Below are 14296 nucleotides of genomic sequence, written 5' to 3' on the forward strand. Positions count from 1 at the left end.
CGTCGCGCTGAGGGAGGATTCCCGGGGCCTTGTCAGCCCGGATTCTATCGTCGCGCTCACTCCCGCATACCCGTGCAACCCCGGTATCAAGGACCGGGAAAGCCAGTGTTGACGCCGTTCTCCGGTCCTATCAGGGGCCTGCGGATGGTCCGCGGCGGAGCATTCGGCGCATGTCTTCGAGTCCGACCGCGCTTTCCGGCGCCATCCGGGCGCGCGGTACCGGCTTGAAAGCGTGCCCGTAGACAATTTCGAAGGTGATCACGAGGCGGCCGTCTTCGGACGGCGTCGCCAGCCCTTCGGCCAGTGCGCGGACCAGCTTCTCGCGGAAACCACGGCCGCGCAGCGTCGGGAAACGCGCCGGATGCAGGTTGCGGCCGATCTCCCGCAGCTCGGCCAGCAGGCGTTCGGGCGTCTCGTAGGTCAGGACGATGCGCTCCATGTCCATCACCGGCTCGGCAAATCCGGCGTGGACCAGCATGTCGCCCCAGTCGTGCATGTCGGTGAAGGCATGGCCCGCCGCCGGCCAGCCGTTGGCGGCATACACCCGGTGCAGCTCGCGCAGGGTGTCCGGGCCGAAACACGAGAACATCAGGTAGCCGTCGACCGCCAGCGCCTGGTGCCACTGGGCGATCAGGGCCTGCGGATCGGCTGCCGTGTGCAATGCCATGTTGGCCCACAGCATGTCGATGCTGCGCGGTCCAGGCAGTTGCCCGGGCGCGGCCATGAAACGCGGTGCCGCCTGGCCGACACCCCAGCGGCGCGGGCTCCACCAGGGACCTTCCAGCGCGGCACGGGCGGCTTCTGCGCGTTCGGCGGTGGACTCGACCACATCGAAACCGGCGTCGGCATAACGTTTCTGCACCAGGGCGTGGCCCGCCAGGCCGCCGCGCAAGGCCTCCCAGTGGCCCCAGCGTTTTGGTCTGGCGACAATCCATTCCAGCCGTTGTTCCATCCGCCGCGCCACTTCCTCGTGCAGCCAGGGTGATGCCGGCGTTTTGCCGGGCGGCAGGCGTTGCCACCGGCCGGCGGCTGCGGGCGAGATGGTGGGCGGGAGATCGGCAGGCGCCGTGGGAGCGGTTGGAACCGAGGAATTGGAAGACGTGGCCATGTTCTTTGCAGCCGGGGCGCCGCCGGTGCGGCACAGCCACGGCCGAGGCCGCCGAGTATATTGAGCCGACCCATGTTTCGCCCGATCACCGCCCGCATGTCCCGCATCGGCCGCTGGCTTGCCGGAATTCCCGGCCCAGCAGCCGTCTGCGTCGTGTGTTGCGCCTGGCCAGCCCGCACCTTCTGCGACAGCTGTGTCCAGCGATTCGCCCAGCCGGTCCGGCGCTGCCGCAGTTGTGCCGTGCCGGTCGCCAGCGGCATCCACCGCTGCGGTGCCTGCCTGACGAATCCGCCACCGCTCGACAGCTGCCTGGCCGCGGTGAATTACGCATATCCCTGGGACCGCAGCATCGCCGCCCTCAAGTTCCGGGGTCAGGCTGGAATGGCAAGCGCCCTGGGCCTGCTGTTGCGCAGCGCACCGTGGGTCGAGCCGCTGCTCGAATCGACCGACATCCTGCTGCCGCTGCCGCTGTCCGCAGAACGCCTGCGGGAGCGCGGTTTCAACCAGGCCGCCGTGCTGGCTCGCCAGCTGGCATCCGAACGGGTCGACGTGCACAGCCTGCTGCGCATCCGCCACACCGCCGCACTGAGCGGCATGGATCTGAAAACCCGCCATGCCAGCGTGCGCGGCGCCTTTGCCATCGAACCCGCGCGGGCCGGGCTGCTGGCCGGCCGCAGGGTGCTGCTGGTCGACGATGTGATGACCACCGGGGCCACCCTGCACGAGGCCGCGCGCACCTTGCGCCTTGCCGGCGTGGCCACGGTTTCGGCACTGGTCGTCGCACGCACTTCGCTCGACTGAGCGCGCCGGCCCGCGACAATCGCGGCCATGTTCAACATTGTTCTCGTCTCGCCGGAGATTCCTCCCAACACCGGCAATGTGATCCGCCTGGCGGCCAATACAGGATGCGCGCTGCATCTGGTCGAGCCGCTCGGTTTTTCGATGGAAGACCGGCTCCTGCGCCGCGCCGGTCTGGACTATCACGAGTTTGCCGAGGTACGCCGCCATGCCGACTGGCAGGCGCTGATCGACACCCTGCAACCGCTGCCCGACCGCATGTTCGCCCTGACCACGCACGGCTCCCGGCCGGCCCACGACATCGCGTTCCGGCCCGGCGACTGGCTGGTCTTCGGCTCCGAAACCCGCGGCCTGCCACCGGACCTGCGCGAGGGATTCTTTCCGCCGACGCAACGATTGCGACTGCCGATGCTGCCCGGCCAGCGCAGCCTGAACCTGTCGAACGCGGTGGCGGTGACGGTTTTCGAGGCCTGGCGGCAAAACGGCTTCGGTGGAGTCAGCTAGACGCGCAGCAACGGCTGGCGCGGTACGTGCGACAAGGCCATCGGCTCCCGCATGAACTCCATGAAAGCCAGGGTGCGCGCCGGCACCATCTTGCGGGTCGGCATCGCTCCCCAAAGGGTGTAACGCCCACCGATCCAATGCGGCAGCAGGTGCACCAGCTCACCGCTTTCGATCTGTGATTCGGTGAGCAGCCTCGACAGCAGGGCTACACCGGCACCGTCGAGCGCAGCACGGTGCAGCACGTCGGAATGCTGGGTCTGCAGGGTGATCCGCGCCTCCACCTCGACCGGCGCCGCGTCGCCGCTGGCCGGCAGCAGCCGCAGGCGACGGCCCGACGGATGTCGGCTGTTGCGCAGCCAGTGGTGGTCGCGCAGGTCGAGCGGCGACTTCGGCATACCGGCGCGCGCGAGGTACGAAGGCGATGCGCACAGCACCCACTCGCCGCGCATGAGCGGGCGGGCCACCAGGTTGGCATCGAAGCTGTCGTCCTCGATGAGGAAGGCGAGGTCGAACGCTTCCACGTGTTTCTGCGGCTCGGCCTCTGCGGTGATGTCCAGCACCACACGCGGATGCCGGCGGCTCCATTCGGCCACCCGCGGCGCCAGGAAATACGAGGCCAGCACAGGCGTGCTGACGATGTGCAGCACGCCTTGCAGTTCGCGGGTGTGGGCAGTGGCGGCACCTTCGGCTTCTTCGAGCTCCAGAAGGATGCCGCGCAGCCTTTGCAGGTAGTGGTCGCCCGCTTCGGTCAGGGCCAGGCGTCGGGTAGTGCGCTGCAACAGCCGGGTGCCGAGGTGCCGTTCCAGGTCGCCTACCAGCCGGGTGACACCGGCCGGCGACAGGTCGAGTGCACGGGCCGCCGCTGCAAAACTGCCTTCGTCGGCAACCCGCTGGAAAACCTTCATCGACAACAAACGATCCATTCGAAACCCTGGCTGTAATGGCTGCCGTCTGTCGGACGCCGAGCCTCGATTATTTCATCTGGAGCAATGGTGATTTGCCAGCTATCGGGTTTTCACCAAGCGGTCAAAAGCCTAAAGTCCACCCATCGATGAGCCGCAACCGAAACGCTACGACACACCGAGACGGATCGCCGGCAAGCAGAGGCGGACGGAAAAAAACTGAAAAACATCATCTGAAGGAACACATCATGAACGCTCGCAACCTCGCCCAAGCTACCCTGATCGCAGCACTTTTCGCAGCAGGCGCCGCTGCCCAGGCATCCCCGATGGGTGAAGCCGACCTGCAATACACCCAGCCGATGCAGGTCCAGTCGACCCGCTCGTTCGCTGCCCAGCAAGCCGCCAGCCTGGGTTCGTCGCAGGGCCGTGCCGTCGCCAACTCCAGCGAAGGCTACGGCGAAAACGTGCACACCGCCGGCAACACCAACGTCGACCGCAACGCTGTCCGCGCCGCCGCCATCCAGGCTTCGCGTTCGGGCACCATCGAACGCGGTGACGCACTGAGCTTCTAAGCGCCGACGTGCAAGGGCCGCAAGGGCCCTGCAAAAACGCCTGTCTACCTTTCGAGGTCGGCAGGCGTCGTCGTTTTCAGAGCACCGTCACGGCCTGCTCGAACGACAGGCGCGGGTTGCGGTTGAAGGTCTTGGTGCTGTCGATGTAACCGACGTTGATGAGGAAGTTGGCCTGCAGGCGACCGTCGGGGAAAAACTCGGCATTGACCTTGGCGATGTCGAAACCGCTCATCGGGCCGGCGTCCAGGCCCACCGCACGCAACGCCAGCAGGAAGTAGGCGCCGCCCATGGTGCCGTTGCGCGTGGCGGTGGCCTGTGCCATGGGCGGATTGCCCTCGAACATCTCTTTCGCACCCGGGCCATGCCAAACCTGCGGCATGTTTTCGTAGAACTGGGTGTCGGTGGCGACGATCACGGTGACCGGCGCGTTTTTGGTCTTCTCGACATTGCCGGGCGACAGCGTGGGCAGCAGGCGCTCCTTGGCTTCGGGAGTCGTCAGGAACACATAACGCGTGGGCTGCGTGTTCATCGAGGTGGGCGCGAAGCGGGCCAGTTCGTAGGCTTCCTGCAGCAGTTCCTTCGGCACCGGCTGGTCGGTGAAACCGTTGGCGGTGCGGGCTTCGAGGAAAAGCTGGTTGAGCGCCTGGCGGTCGATGGTCATGTCGGGTCTTCCGTGTTTGAAAAAACCCGAGCATAGAGGCAGCGCCAGCGCTGCGCCGGCGCCGCCTCCACTTGGCCGACTTAGTCGACGGTCGCGCCGGATTCCTTCACGACCTTGCCCCACTTGGCGGTTTCGGCCTTGATGAAAGTGGCGAATTGGGCGGGTGTTTCCACGACCGGTTCTGCGCCCTGGTCGGCGATCTTCTTCAGCAACTCGGGGTTCTTGTAGACCTTCATCAGCGCCGCGTCGATCTTGTCGACGATGGGCGCGGGCGTGTTGGCCGGGGCCAGCAGGCCGAACCAGGAAGTCGCCTCGTAGCCGGGCACGCCGGCTTCGGCGATGGTCGGCACGTCGGGCAGTTCGGGCGAACGTTTGGCGGTGGTCACGGCCAGCGGGCGCAGCTTGCCGGCGCGCACGTGCTGGATGGCCGAAGGCATGTTGTCGAACATGATGGCGATCTGGTTGCCCAGCAGGTCGTTCATGGCCGGTGCGCTGCCCTTGTAGGGCACGTGGATCATGTCGACCTTGGTCATCATCTTGAACAGCTCGCCCGACAGGTGGATGGAGCTGCCGTTGCCCGACGAACCGAAGTTGATCTTGCCCGGGTTGGCCTTGGCATAGGCGATCAGTTCCTTCACATTCTTGAAGGGCTGCTGCGGGTTGGCGACCAGCAGGTTGGGCACGTTGGCCACACGCGAGATCGGCGCGAAGTCCTTGATCGGGTCGAAGGGCATCTTCGAGTACAGCGACTGGTTGATGGCGTGGGTGCCCACGGTGCCCATGAACAGCGTGTAGCCGTCGGCCGGCGAACGGGCGGCCAGCTGGCCGCCGATGTTGCCGCCAGCGCCCACACGGTTGTCCACCAGCACCGGCTGGCCGAGTTCCGTCCCCAGGTACTGGCCGACCAGGCGCGCCAGGATGTCGGTGGTGCCGCCGGCCGCGAAGGGCACGATGATGGTGATCGGCTTGCCGGGGTAGGCAGACGCCGTCTGCGCCGCTGCCGGCAAGGCAGTGGCGACTGTCGCCAGCGCGGCGGATGCGAGCAGCGCGCGGCGCGCCAGCAGCTTGAATTGGATGGACATGATTTTTTGACTCCCTTGGAAAAGACCCGCTCGTATCTGGCGGGCCGATGGCCGGCTGTCGCTCGGAAACAGCCGCTGAAAAACCTGGGTCAGACCGGCGCCTGGCCGAGCGTCACTCCGCCGCAGACATACAGGATCTGGCCGGTGACGAAACCGTTGTCGGCCGACAGGAAGAACATCGCGGCGCGCGCTACGTCTTCCGCCGTGCCCATGCGCCCGACGGCGATGCCGTCGAGGATGCGCCGGGTCTGCGGCGCGCCTTCCGGGTTGCTCTTGCGGAACAGGTCGGTGGCGATGGGCCCCGGGCCGATGGCGTTGACGGTGATGCCGTCTCGGCCCAGCTCCAGTGCCATGGTGCGGGTCAGGCCGACCATGCCGGCCTTGGTCGCCGAATAGACGATGCGGTCGGCCTTGCCCAGTGCGGCGCGCGAGGACATGTTGACCACACGACCATGGCCGCAGGCCCGCAGGGACGGCAAAAAGGCCTGGGTCAGCAGCATCGGCGCCCGCAGGTGGAGGCCGACCACGTCGTCCAGGTGGGCGGTGGTGGCGTTGTCGATGGTGCCGGGACGGGTGGCGCCGGCATTGTTCACCAGCGCTTCCACGTCATAGGCGGCGGCCACTTCGGCGGCGCGTTCGCGGGTGGCCTGTTCGCTGGTCAGGTCGGCCTGGAACGACACCAGGTTTTCATGCGTCCAGCCGGGCAGGTTGTAGTCGATGTTGACCACGGTGCGGCCCTGCGCCAGCAGCGCTTCTGCGATGGCGCGGCCGATGCCGGAACTGGCACCGGTGACCACGGTGGCGACGGGTTTCTTGTTGCTCATGGAATGGATCTTTTCTTTCTGTTCGGTTATCGGCTTCAGTCGGCGCTGGCGCCGGAGGCTTTCACGATCGCACGCCACTTTGCGCTCTCGCTGCGGATCAGTGCGGCGTACGACGCCGCATTGCCGACCAGGGGCGTGGCGCCCTCCACATCCAGTCGCGACTGGAAATCGGCAGTGGCGGCCACCTGCGTGACCTGCGCCGACAGGGCCTGGACCACGGTGTCGGATGTGCTGCGTGGCGCCAGGATTCCGTAGGTCAGGCTGCTCTCGAAATCGGCCAATGCCGCCACGCCCGATTCGGCGATAGTGGGCACATCCGGCAACAGCGGCAGGCGTCGGGCGCTGGTCACGGCAAGGGCCCGCAAGCGTCCGCCCCTGACCAGCGCCAGCGCTGCCGGAATGACACTGAACATCAGCTGCACCTGGCCGCCGGCCAGGTCGGAAAGAGCCGGCGCGGTGCCTTTGTAGGGCACGTGGGTCATCCGGCTGCCGATCTTCTGGGCGAACGATTCACCCGTCAGGTGGCCACCGGTGCCGGCGCCGCTCGACGCGAAATTGACTCCGCCCGGCGTGCTGCGCACCAGCGCCATCAAGTCGGCCACCGTGCGCGCGGGCGAGTTCGCAGCCACCACCAGCACCAGCGCCGAAGAGGCGAACATCGCCACCGGCGACAGGTCCTTCAGCGGGTCGTAGCCCAGCTTCGAATACAGCGCCGGATTGATCGACACGGTGCCGGTGTGGCCGAGCAGCAAGGTGTTGCCGTCGGCCGGAGCCCGCACGACGAACTCGGTGCCGAGGTTGCCGCCGGCGCCTGGCCTGTTGTCCACCAGCACGGTCTGCTTGCGCACATCCCCCAGGCCGCGTGCCATCTGACGCGCGAACACGTCGTTGCCGCCACCCGGTGCGAAGGGCACCACGATGCGGATGGGCGGCAGCCCCTGCGCCCGGCCGCCGCCAGCGACCAGCGCCAGCGCCGATGCGCCCCCCAGCAGCACACGGCGGCGCTGCACAGCGAGGGTCACACGCGCTCCAGGATGACCGCGATGCCCTGGCCCACGCCGATGCACATGGTGCACAGCGCATAACGGCCGCCGGTCTTGTGCAGCTGGTTGACCGCGGTGGTGATCAGCCGTGCGCCCGATGCGCCCAGCGGATGGCCCAGGGCGATCGCGCCGCCGTTGGGGTTCACACGTGCGTCGTCGTCCTGCAGGCCGAGGGCACGCAGTACGGCCAGGCCTTGTGCGGCAAACGCTTCGTTGAGTTCGATCACGTCCATCTGGTCCAGCGTCAGGCCGGTCAGGGCCAACACCTTCAGGGTGGCGGGCGTGGGGCCGAAACCCATGATGCGCGGCGCCACGCCGGCGGTGGCCATGCCGACCACCCGGGCGCGCGGCGTCAGGCCGTGGATGCGGGCCGAGCTTTCGTCGGCCAGCAGCAGCGCGCAGGCGCCGTCGTTCACGCCGCTGGCGTTGCCGGCGGTCACCGTGCCGTCGGGTCGCACCACACCCTTGAGTTTCGCCAGCGCTTCCATGCTGGTGTCGCGCGGATGTTCGTCCTTCGACACGACGACCGGATCGCCCTTCTTCTGGGGGATGGTCACCGGCGTGATCTCCGCGTCGAAGTAACCGGCCAGCTGGGCGGCGACCGCCTTCTGCTGCGAGGCCAGAGCCATCCGGTCCTGCGAGATGCGGTCGATCCTGAAGTCGTCGGCCACGTTCTCGGCGGTCTCGGGCATGGCGTCGACGCCGTACTGCGCCTTCATCAGCTTGTTGACGAACCGCCAGCCGATGGTGGTGTCGTACACCGCGTTGGCGCGGCTGAATGCGGTCTCGGCCTTGGGCATGACAAAAGGTGCGCGGCTCATGCTTTCAACGCCGCCGGCGATCATCAGGCCGGCTTCACCCGACTTGATGGCGCGGGCCGCCGTGCCGACCGCATCCATGCCCGAACCGCACAGGCGGTTGACGGTGGAGCCCGGCACCTCGATCGGCAGGCCGGCCAGCAGCAGCGACATGCGCGCCACGTTGCGGTTGTCTTCGCCGGCCTGGTTGGCGCAGCCGTAGATGACGTCGGTGACCGCCGACCAGTCGACGCTGGGGTTGCGCGCCATCAGCGCCTTGAGCGGCACCGCGCCGAGGTCGTCGGCACGCACGCTGGACAGCGAGCCGCCGTAACGGCCGAAAGGGGTACGGATGGCGTCGCAGATGAAAGCCTGGTTGCTCATGGAAATCCTTGTTTGTCTCTTGAATGGGGGATCAGGCGGCAGCGGCTGGCGCGGGCGAAGCGATCGGCAGGCCGATCAGCTCGGACAAGGCTTCGCGGCTCAGCCCTTCGACGGTGTCGATCAGCTGCAGGCCCTCGGGTGTGCAGGCCAGCGTGGCCAGGTCGGAATAGATGCGCTTGACGCAGCCCAGGCCGGTCAGCGGATAGCTGCACTGCTGCACCACCTTCGAGACGCCCTGCTTGGTCAGCAGATCCATCATCACCCAGGTCTGCTTGGCGCCGATGGCCAGGTCCATCGCCCCGCCGACCGCCGGAATCGCGCCCGGCTCGCCGGTGCTCCAGTTGGCCAGGTCGCCGTTGGCCGACACCTGGAACGCACCCAGCACGCAAATGTCGAGGTGGCCGCCGCGCATCATCGCGAAGCTGTCGGCATGGTGGAAGAATGCACCGCCGGCCAGCAAGGTGACCGGCTGCTTGCCTGCGTTGATCAGGTCGTAGTCTTCCGAGCCCTTGGCCGGCGCCGGGCCCATGCCCAGGATGCCGTTCTCGCTCTGCAGGATGACTTCGATGCCGGCCGGAATGTGATTGGCCACCAGGGTCGGCTGGCCGATGCCCAGGTTGACATACGCGCCGTCGAAGATGTCCTTGGCGACGCGCTGGGCCAGCTCGTCCTTGGTCCGTTTTTGGTAGCTCATGTGTGTGGTCTCCCGGCTCAGGCAGCTTGTTTGAAACCACCGGCCTGGGTGGCCACGCGGTCGATCTTCACGATGCGGTTGACGAAGATGCCCGGCGTGACGATGGATTCGGGGTCCAGTTCGCCAAGTTCCTTCAGTTGGTGCACCGTCGCCACCGTCAGCTTGGCGGCGGTGGCCATCACCGGCCCGAAATTGCGGGCCGCCATGCGGAAGGTGAGGTTGCCCCAGCGGTCGCCGGCCTCGGCCTTGATCAGCGCCACATCGCCGTGGATCGGGTACTCCAGCACGTAGTGTTTGCCGTCGATCTCGCGGGTCTCCTTGCCCTTGGCGAGCTCGGTTCCGAAGCCGGTCGGGCAGAAGAAGGCACCGACGCCGGCTCCGGCCGCACGAATGCGCTCGGCCAGGTTGCCCTGCGCCACCAGTTCGAGTTCCAGCTTGCCGCTGCGGTAGAGCTCGTCGAAAACGTAGCTGTCGGCCTGGCGCGGAAAACTGCAGATGACCTTGCGTACACGGCCGGTCTTCAGCAGCGCGGCCAATCCGGTGTCACCGTTGCCGGCGTTGTTGTTGACGACCGTCAGGTCCTTGGCGCCCTGCTCGATCAGGCCGTCGATCAGTTCGGCCGGAATGCCCGAAGTGCCGAAACCGCCGATGAGCACCGTGGAGCCGTCGCGGACGTCGGCCAGCGCCTCGGCGATGGAAGCCGAAATCTTGTTGATCATGAATTGAGTCTCCGGCCTGCCGTCGGCAAGCATGGATTGGGTTATTTTGTTCTTATGGCGAACAAATGTTCATAAAATTGAACGCCGAGGGCGAGTGTACACGCTGGGTTTTGACCCCGTGCTACGCTTTAATCCATGTTTCAGCCCTCCCAACAGGACGTTCGTCGCTTCTTCTGCACCGCTCATGCCAAGGCACGGGACGGCCACACGATGGAGGCCATCGAAACACTCGCCGCGATGTGGATCGCCGAACATCCCGAATACCACGCCGACCTCGAAGACGTGGAAGCCGCCCTGATCCGTGTCTACCCGCCGGACGACGGCAGGCAGAACCCCTTCCTGCATTTGTCGATGCACCTGTCCATCAGCGAACAGTGTTCGATCGACCAGCCACGCGGCATCCGGCAGGCGGTCGAGTTGCTGGCCAAACGCCGGGGTTCTCTGCACGACGCCCATCACGAAACGATGGAGGCGCTGGGTCGCATGCTGTGGGAAAGCCAGCGTGCCGGCCGGCCACCGGACGGTGACGCATACGTGGCCGCGGTGCAGCGGCGGGCGACACAGGACTGACCTGCTTCCGGCTCAGCGCGCGCTATGGAAACGCGACTCGGGCACCGTCTTCAGGTCGCCGTCTAGGCTGGCGATATAACCCGCAAGCGTCTTCAGGTCGGCATTGGAGAACTGCTTGGCGATGCCCGCCATTACGCCGTTGCTGCGGCCGAAATGCGGGTTGTTTTCGGTCTTGTACGACTTGAGCGCCACATACAGATAGTCGGCGTTCTGGCCGGCGATCTTGGCGTAGCTCGGGTCGATGGGTTTGCTGAAGTTCTGGCCGTGGCAGGACACGCAGGTGCCTTTGGTCAGCAGCGCGGCGACCTGGGCGGAGGGCTTGCGGACGGGTTCGTCGGGCAAGGCCGGAGCGCCCGCCACCTTGCCGTGCTGTTCGTAATAGGCCGCGACATCGGCGATGTCCTGGTCGGTCAGGCTGTCGGCCACGCCGCGCATGGTGGGGTGCTTGCGTTCCCCGGCCCGGTAAGCCACCAGCGCGTTGGAGATGTACTTGGCACCCTGCCCGGAGATCTTGGGGACCTTGTAGACCTCGGGAAAACTGGCCTGGTAACCGACGATGCCGTGGCAGCCGATGCACATGTCGACCTTGCGCGCACCGGCCTGGGCATCGCCCTTCAGGTCTGCGGCGTGCACGGTTCCCGCCCATGCCAGCGGCAACGCCAGCACCAGCGGAAGCATCTGAATGAGGGTTTGCCGGGCGAACATCGTGGGGGTCAGCTTAGTCATTTTTGCGCGCACAATTCCGGTGGAAGGTTCACGACCGTAGCGCACGAGTATAGGTCGCGTCCCCTCTGAAACACCCTCTCCCCGCCTCGCGGATTACCCGCATGCAACCCCGTTTTTTGCGCAGTCCGCTGTGCCGGCAAACACCATGAAATTCCAGGGAACCTCGAACTACGTCGCCACCCCCGACCTGATGCTGGCGGTCAATGCGGCCGCCACCCTGCAGCGGCCGCTGCTGGTGAAGGGCGAGCCCGGCACCGGCAAGACCCTGCTGGCCGAAGAGGTGGCCGGCGCACTCGGCCTGCCCCTTCTGCAGTGGCATGTGAAGTCGACCACCAAGGCACAGCAGGGCCTTTACGAATACGACGCGGTGAGCCGGCTGCGCGACAGCCAGCTGAGTTCGCTGGACGGCGGCGACAAGGTGCGCGACATCCGCAACTACATCGTGCAGGGCGTGTTGTGGCAGGCCTTCACCTCCGACCGGCCGGTGGCCCTGCTGATCGACGAGATCGACAAGGCCGACATCGAATTCCCCAACGACCTGCTGCGTGAACTCGACCGCATGGAGTTCTATTGCTACGAGACCCGCGAGCTGATCCGCGCCAGACACCGGCCGCTGGTCTTCATCACCTCCAACAACGAGAAGGAGCTGCCCGACGCCTTCCTGCGCCGCTGTTTCTTCCACTACATCCGTTTCCCCGATGCGCTGACGATGCAGAAGATCGTCGATGTGCATTTCCCGACCCTCAAGGCCGACCTGCTGGCCGCCGCCATGCGGCTGTTCTACGAGGTGCGCGCCCTGCCCGGCCTGAAGAAGAAACCCAGCACTTCCGAGTTGATCGACTGGCTGAAACTGCTGATGGCCGAGGACATTCCGCTCGAAGCCCTGCAGGCGAAGGACGAGAAGATCGTGGTGCCGCCGCTGGTCGGAGCGCTGCTGAAGAACGAACAGGACCTGAGCCTGTTCGAAAAACTGGTGGCCATGAACGCCCGCAACCGCTGACATGAGCCGCGTCTTCACCCCTTTCGCCACGCCGCTCGCACCCGTCACCCTGAGCGGCGCTTTCGCCACCCTCGAACCCCTGTCGGCCGACCATGCCGACGAAGCCCGCGAAGCCGTGGCCGACGGCGAGATCTTTCGCCAGTGGACCACCGACATCCCGTCGCCCGAGGGCATGGACACCGAGATCCAACGCCGGCTGAAACTGCACCGCGAAGGCCGCATGCTGCCTTTCGCCGTGCGTGACGCAGCGGGCAGGTTCGCCGGCATGACGACCTTCATGGAAGTCGATGCGACCAACCTGCGGGTCGAGATCGGCAGCACCTGGTACCGCAACAGCGTGCGCCGCACCGCCCTCAACACGCAGGCAAAACTGCTGTTGCTGGGCCATGCCTTCGAAGTGCTGGGCTGTGTGGCGGTGGAGTTCCGGACCCACTTCTTCAACCATGCCAGCCGCGCCGCCATCGCCCGGCTGGGCGCCCGCCAGGACGCCGTGCTGCGCAACCACCGCATCGCCAAAAACGGCACGCTGCGCGACACGGTGGTGTTCAGCATCCTCGAGAGCGAATGGCCGACGGTGAAGGCACACCTCACCTGGCAACTGGAAAAGCCGCGCGGCTGAAGGCAGGCGCAAGCGCACACGAGCGGAGCAAACCATGCTGATCGATTTCTTCTTCACCCTGCGAGCCGCCAAACTGCCCGTGTCGGTCACCGAATACCTGGCACTGCTCGAGGCCCTGCAGGCCGGTGTGGTCGGCCCCGGCATCGACGGCACCGGGCCGGCCGGCGACATGGAAGATTTCTACCACCTGGCCCGCACGGTGCTGGTGAAGGACGAAAAGCATTTCGACCGTTTCGACCGCGCCTTCTCGGCCTATTTCCAGGGCGTGCAGATGCTCACCGAAAAACTGCACGAGGTGCCCGAGGACTGGCTGCGCAAGATGATCGAGCGCGACCTGACAGCCGAGCAGAAGGCCGCCCTGAAGGCGCTGGGATGGGACGAACTGATGAAGACGCTCAAGGAGCGGCTCGAGGAACAGAAAGGCCGGCACGAAGGCGGCAGCAAGTGGATCGGCACCGGCGGCACCTCGCCCTTCGGCAACGGCGGCGTCAACCCGCAGGGCGTGCGCATCGGCGGCACCGGCGGCGGCAAGAGCGCCGTCAAGGTATGGGAACAGCGGGCCTACCGCGATTACGACGACACACTCGAACTGGGCACCCGCAACATCAAGGTGGCGCTGCGCCGGCTCAGGCGTTTCGCCCGCCAGGGCGCGCCCGACCAGTTCGATCTGGACGGCACCATCGCCAGCACCGCCGCCAATGCCGGCTGGCTCGACATCCGCATGCGCCCCGAGCGGCGCAACAACGTCAAGCTGCTGCTGCTGCTGGACGTCGGCGGCACCATGGACGAACACGTGGCACGGGTCGAAGAACTCTTCTCGGCCGTCAAGAGCGAGTTCAAGCACCTGGAGTTCTTCTACTTCCACAACTGCGTCTACGACTTCGTGTGGAAAAACAACCGACGCCGCTTCGCCGAAAAGATCGACACATGGGACCTGATGCGGCGCTACGGGCGCGACTACAAACTGGTGTTCGTCGGCGACGCCACCATGAGCCCCTACGAGATCACACAGCCCGGCGGCAGCGTTGAATATCACAACGAGGAAGCCGGTGCCGAATGGCTGCAGCGCCTGGTCCACACCTTCCCGCATTACGCCTGGATCAACCCCGAACCTCAGGGCGTCTGGGGTTACCGCCAGAGCATCGGACTGGTGCAGCAGATGATGTCCGGCCGTATGTACCCTTTGTCACTCAAAGGCCTGGAGGACGCGATGCGTCTGCTGTCAAAATGAGTCGATGACCGGGCGCCCGCACCTTCCTTTCCTTCGACGACACCCCCTCTTTCCCTCGACAC

At 66.1% G+C, this 14296-nt stretch carries 17 protein-coding genes; 7 read left to right on the forward strand and 10 right to left on the reverse strand.

Annotated features, from left to right (window positions below; genetic code table 11):
• Window positions 1-130 precede the first annotated feature (130 nt).
• Window positions 131-1108: a class I SAM-dependent methyltransferase gene (locus tag AC3ANW_RS18905; protein WP_488342376.1), complete on the reverse strand. Its 978-nt coding sequence runs from the start codon at window positions 1106-1108 to the stop codon at window positions 131-133.
• Window positions 1109-1180: 72 nt separating this feature from the next.
• Here AC3ANW_RS18905 and AC3ANW_RS18910 point away from each other — a divergent pair, with 72 nt between their 5' ends.
• The gene (locus AC3ANW_RS18910; protein WP_488342377.1) at window positions 1181-1909 is read left to right on the forward strand and encodes a ComF family protein; all 729 of its coding nucleotides are present in this window, start codon (window positions 1181-1183) and stop codon (window positions 1907-1909) included.
• A 27-nt stretch (window positions 1910-1936) separates the two neighbouring features.
• Complete coding sequence (locus AC3ANW_RS18915; RefSeq protein WP_488342378.1) at window positions 1937-2410, forward strand: tRNA (cytidine(34)-2'-O)-methyltransferase; 474 nt, start codon at window positions 1937-1939, stop codon at window positions 2408-2410.
• Here the strand turns inward: AC3ANW_RS18915 and AC3ANW_RS18920 are convergent.
• Window positions 2407-3333: a LysR family transcriptional regulator gene (locus AC3ANW_RS18920; protein WP_488342379.1), complete on the reverse strand. Its 927-nt coding sequence runs from the start codon at window positions 3331-3333 to the stop codon at window positions 2407-2409. The two genes, AC3ANW_RS18915 and AC3ANW_RS18920, sit on opposite strands and share 4 nt — an antisense overlap.
• A 227-nt stretch (window positions 3334-3560) precedes the next feature.
• Here AC3ANW_RS18920 and AC3ANW_RS18925 point away from each other — a divergent pair, with 227 nt between their 5' ends.
• Complete coding sequence (locus AC3ANW_RS18925) at window positions 3561-3884, forward strand: hypothetical protein (protein ID WP_488342380.1); 324 nt, start codon at window positions 3561-3563, stop codon at window positions 3882-3884.
• Window positions 3885-3960: 76 nt separating this feature from the next.
• On the opposite strand, the gene AC3ANW_RS18930 is transcribed toward AC3ANW_RS18925, so the two are convergent.
• From AC3ANW_RS18930 to AC3ANW_RS18960, 7 genes are all read right to left on the reverse strand, one after another.
• On the reverse strand, window positions 3961-4545 hold the full coding sequence (locus AC3ANW_RS18930) for a malonic semialdehyde reductase (protein ID WP_488342381.1): 585 nt from the start codon (window positions 4543-4545) through the stop codon (window positions 3961-3963).
• 80 nt (window positions 4546-4625) lie between these two features.
• Window positions 4626-5627, reverse strand: coding sequence for a Bug family tripartite tricarboxylate transporter substrate binding protein (locus AC3ANW_RS18935; RefSeq protein ID WP_488342382.1), 1002 nt, complete (start codon window positions 5625-5627; stop codon window positions 4626-4628).
• Between the two features lie 89 nt (window positions 5628-5716).
• Entirely contained in the window at window positions 5717-6451 is a 735-nt protein-coding gene (locus AC3ANW_RS18940) for an SDR family NAD(P)-dependent oxidoreductase (protein ID WP_488342383.1), read from the reverse strand.
• 35 nt (window positions 6452-6486) lie between these two features.
• Window positions 6487-7473 carry a Bug family tripartite tricarboxylate transporter substrate binding protein gene (locus AC3ANW_RS18945; RefSeq protein ID WP_488342384.1) on the reverse strand — a complete coding sequence of 329 codons (987 nt, stop codon included), beginning with the start codon at window positions 7471-7473 and terminating at the stop codon, window positions 6487-6489.
• Window positions 7470-8675 (reverse strand): 3-oxoadipyl-CoA thiolase, encoded by a 1206-nt coding sequence (gene pcaF / locus AC3ANW_RS18950; protein WP_488342385.1) that lies wholly within the window; start codon window positions 8673-8675, stop codon window positions 7470-7472. The genes AC3ANW_RS18945 and pcaF overlap by 4 nt, the downstream gene beginning before the upstream one ends.
• Before the next feature lie 31 nt (window positions 8676-8706).
• Entirely contained in the window at window positions 8707-9369 is a 663-nt protein-coding gene (locus AC3ANW_RS18955; protein WP_488342386.1) for a 3-oxoacid CoA-transferase subunit B, read from the reverse strand.
• A 17-nt stretch (window positions 9370-9386) separates the two neighbouring features.
• Window positions 9387-10088 carry a 3-oxoacid CoA-transferase subunit A gene (locus AC3ANW_RS18960; protein WP_488342387.1) on the reverse strand — a complete coding sequence of 234 codons (702 nt, stop codon included), beginning with the start codon at window positions 10086-10088 and terminating at the stop codon, window positions 9387-9389.
• A 135-nt stretch (window positions 10089-10223) separates the two neighbouring features.
• On the opposite strand from AC3ANW_RS18960, the gene AC3ANW_RS18965 reads away from it, so the two are divergent.
• The gene (locus AC3ANW_RS18965) at window positions 10224-10658 is read left to right on the forward strand and encodes a DUF1841 family protein (protein WP_488342388.1); all 435 of its coding nucleotides are present in this window, start codon (window positions 10224-10226) and stop codon (window positions 10656-10658) included.
• Between the two features lie 12 nt (window positions 10659-10670).
• Here the strand turns inward: AC3ANW_RS18965 and AC3ANW_RS18970 are convergent, their stop codons facing one another.
• Window positions 10671-11336 carry a c-type cytochrome gene (locus tag AC3ANW_RS18970; RefSeq protein ID WP_488345463.1) on the reverse strand — a complete coding sequence of 222 codons (666 nt, stop codon included), beginning with the start codon at window positions 11334-11336 and terminating at the stop codon, window positions 10671-10673.
• Window positions 11337-11529: 193 nt separating this feature from the next.
• On the opposite strand from AC3ANW_RS18970, the gene AC3ANW_RS18975 reads away from it, so the two are divergent.
• From AC3ANW_RS18975 to AC3ANW_RS18985, 3 genes are read left to right on the forward strand one after another with little or no spacing between them, the layout of a single operon-like run.
• Window positions 11530-12384: an AAA family ATPase gene (locus AC3ANW_RS18975; protein ID WP_488342389.1), complete on the forward strand. Its 855-nt coding sequence runs from the start codon at window positions 11530-11532 to the stop codon at window positions 12382-12384.
• A gap of 1 nt (window position 12385) precedes the next feature.
• Entirely contained in the window at window positions 12386-13003 is a 618-nt protein-coding gene (locus AC3ANW_RS18980; protein ID WP_488342390.1) for a GNAT family N-acetyltransferase, read from the forward strand.
• 34 nt (window positions 13004-13037) lie between these two features.
• The gene (locus AC3ANW_RS18985) at window positions 13038-14234 is read left to right on the forward strand and encodes a vWA domain-containing protein (RefSeq protein WP_488342391.1); all 1197 of its coding nucleotides are present in this window, start codon (window positions 13038-13040) and stop codon (window positions 14232-14234) included.
• The last annotated feature ends 62 nt before the right edge of the window (window positions 14235-14296 follow it).

The sequence above is a fragment of the Xylophilus sp. PBN-3R genome (genome assembly GCF_057747805.1).

Excerpts from the sequence above, each read along its gene's own strand:
- AC3ANW_RS18905 (WP_488342376.1), bottom strand. The coding sequence starts at position 1,108 with ATGGCCACGTCTTCCAATTCCTCGGTTCCAACCGCTCCCACGGCGCCT.
- AC3ANW_RS18910 (WP_488342377.1), top strand. The coding sequence starts at position 1,181 with ATGTTTCGCCCGATCACCGCCCGCATGTCCCGCATCGGCCGCTGGCTT.
- AC3ANW_RS18915 (WP_488342378.1), top strand. The coding sequence starts at position 1,937 with ATGTTCAACATTGTTCTCGTCTCGCCGGAGATTCCTCCCAACACCGGC.
- AC3ANW_RS18920 (WP_488342379.1), bottom strand. The coding sequence starts at position 3,333 with ATGGATCGTTTGTTGTCGATGAAGGTTTTCCAGCGGGTTGCCGACGAA.
- AC3ANW_RS18925 (WP_488342380.1), top strand. The coding sequence starts at position 3,561 with ATGAACGCTCGCAACCTCGCCCAAGCTACCCTGATCGCAGCACTTTTC.
- AC3ANW_RS18930 (WP_488342381.1), bottom strand. The coding sequence starts at position 4,545 with ATGACCATCGACCGCCAGGCGCTCAACCAGCTTTTCCTCGAAGCCCGC.
- AC3ANW_RS18935 (WP_488342382.1), bottom strand. The coding sequence starts at position 5,627 with ATGTCCATCCAATTCAAGCTGCTGGCGCGCCGCGCGCTGCTCGCATCC.
- AC3ANW_RS18940 (WP_488342383.1), bottom strand. The coding sequence starts at position 6,451 with ATGAGCAACAAGAAACCCGTCGCCACCGTGGTCACCGGTGCCAGTTCC.
- pcaF (WP_488342385.1), bottom strand. The coding sequence starts at position 8,675 with ATGAGCAACCAGGCTTTCATCTGCGACGCCATCCGTACCCCTTTCGGC.
- AC3ANW_RS18955 (WP_488342386.1), bottom strand. The coding sequence starts at position 9,369 with ATGAGCTACCAAAAACGGACCAAGGACGAGCTGGCCCAGCGCGTCGCC.
- AC3ANW_RS18960 (WP_488342387.1), bottom strand. The coding sequence starts at position 10,088 with ATGATCAACAAGATTTCGGCTTCCATCGCCGAGGCGCTGGCCGACGTC.
- AC3ANW_RS18965 (WP_488342388.1), top strand. The coding sequence starts at position 10,224 with ATGTTTCAGCCCTCCCAACAGGACGTTCGTCGCTTCTTCTGCACCGCT.
- AC3ANW_RS18970 (WP_488345463.1), bottom strand. The coding sequence starts at position 11,336 with ATGCTTCCGCTGGTGCTGGCGTTGCCGCTGGCATGGGCGGGAACCGTG.
- AC3ANW_RS18975 (WP_488342389.1), top strand. The coding sequence starts at position 11,530 with ATGAAATTCCAGGGAACCTCGAACTACGTCGCCACCCCCGACCTGATG.
- AC3ANW_RS18980 (WP_488342390.1), top strand. The coding sequence starts at position 12,386 with ATGAGCCGCGTCTTCACCCCTTTCGCCACGCCGCTCGCACCCGTCACC.
- AC3ANW_RS18985 (WP_488342391.1), top strand. The coding sequence starts at position 13,038 with ATGCTGATCGATTTCTTCTTCACCCTGCGAGCCGCCAAACTGCCCGTG.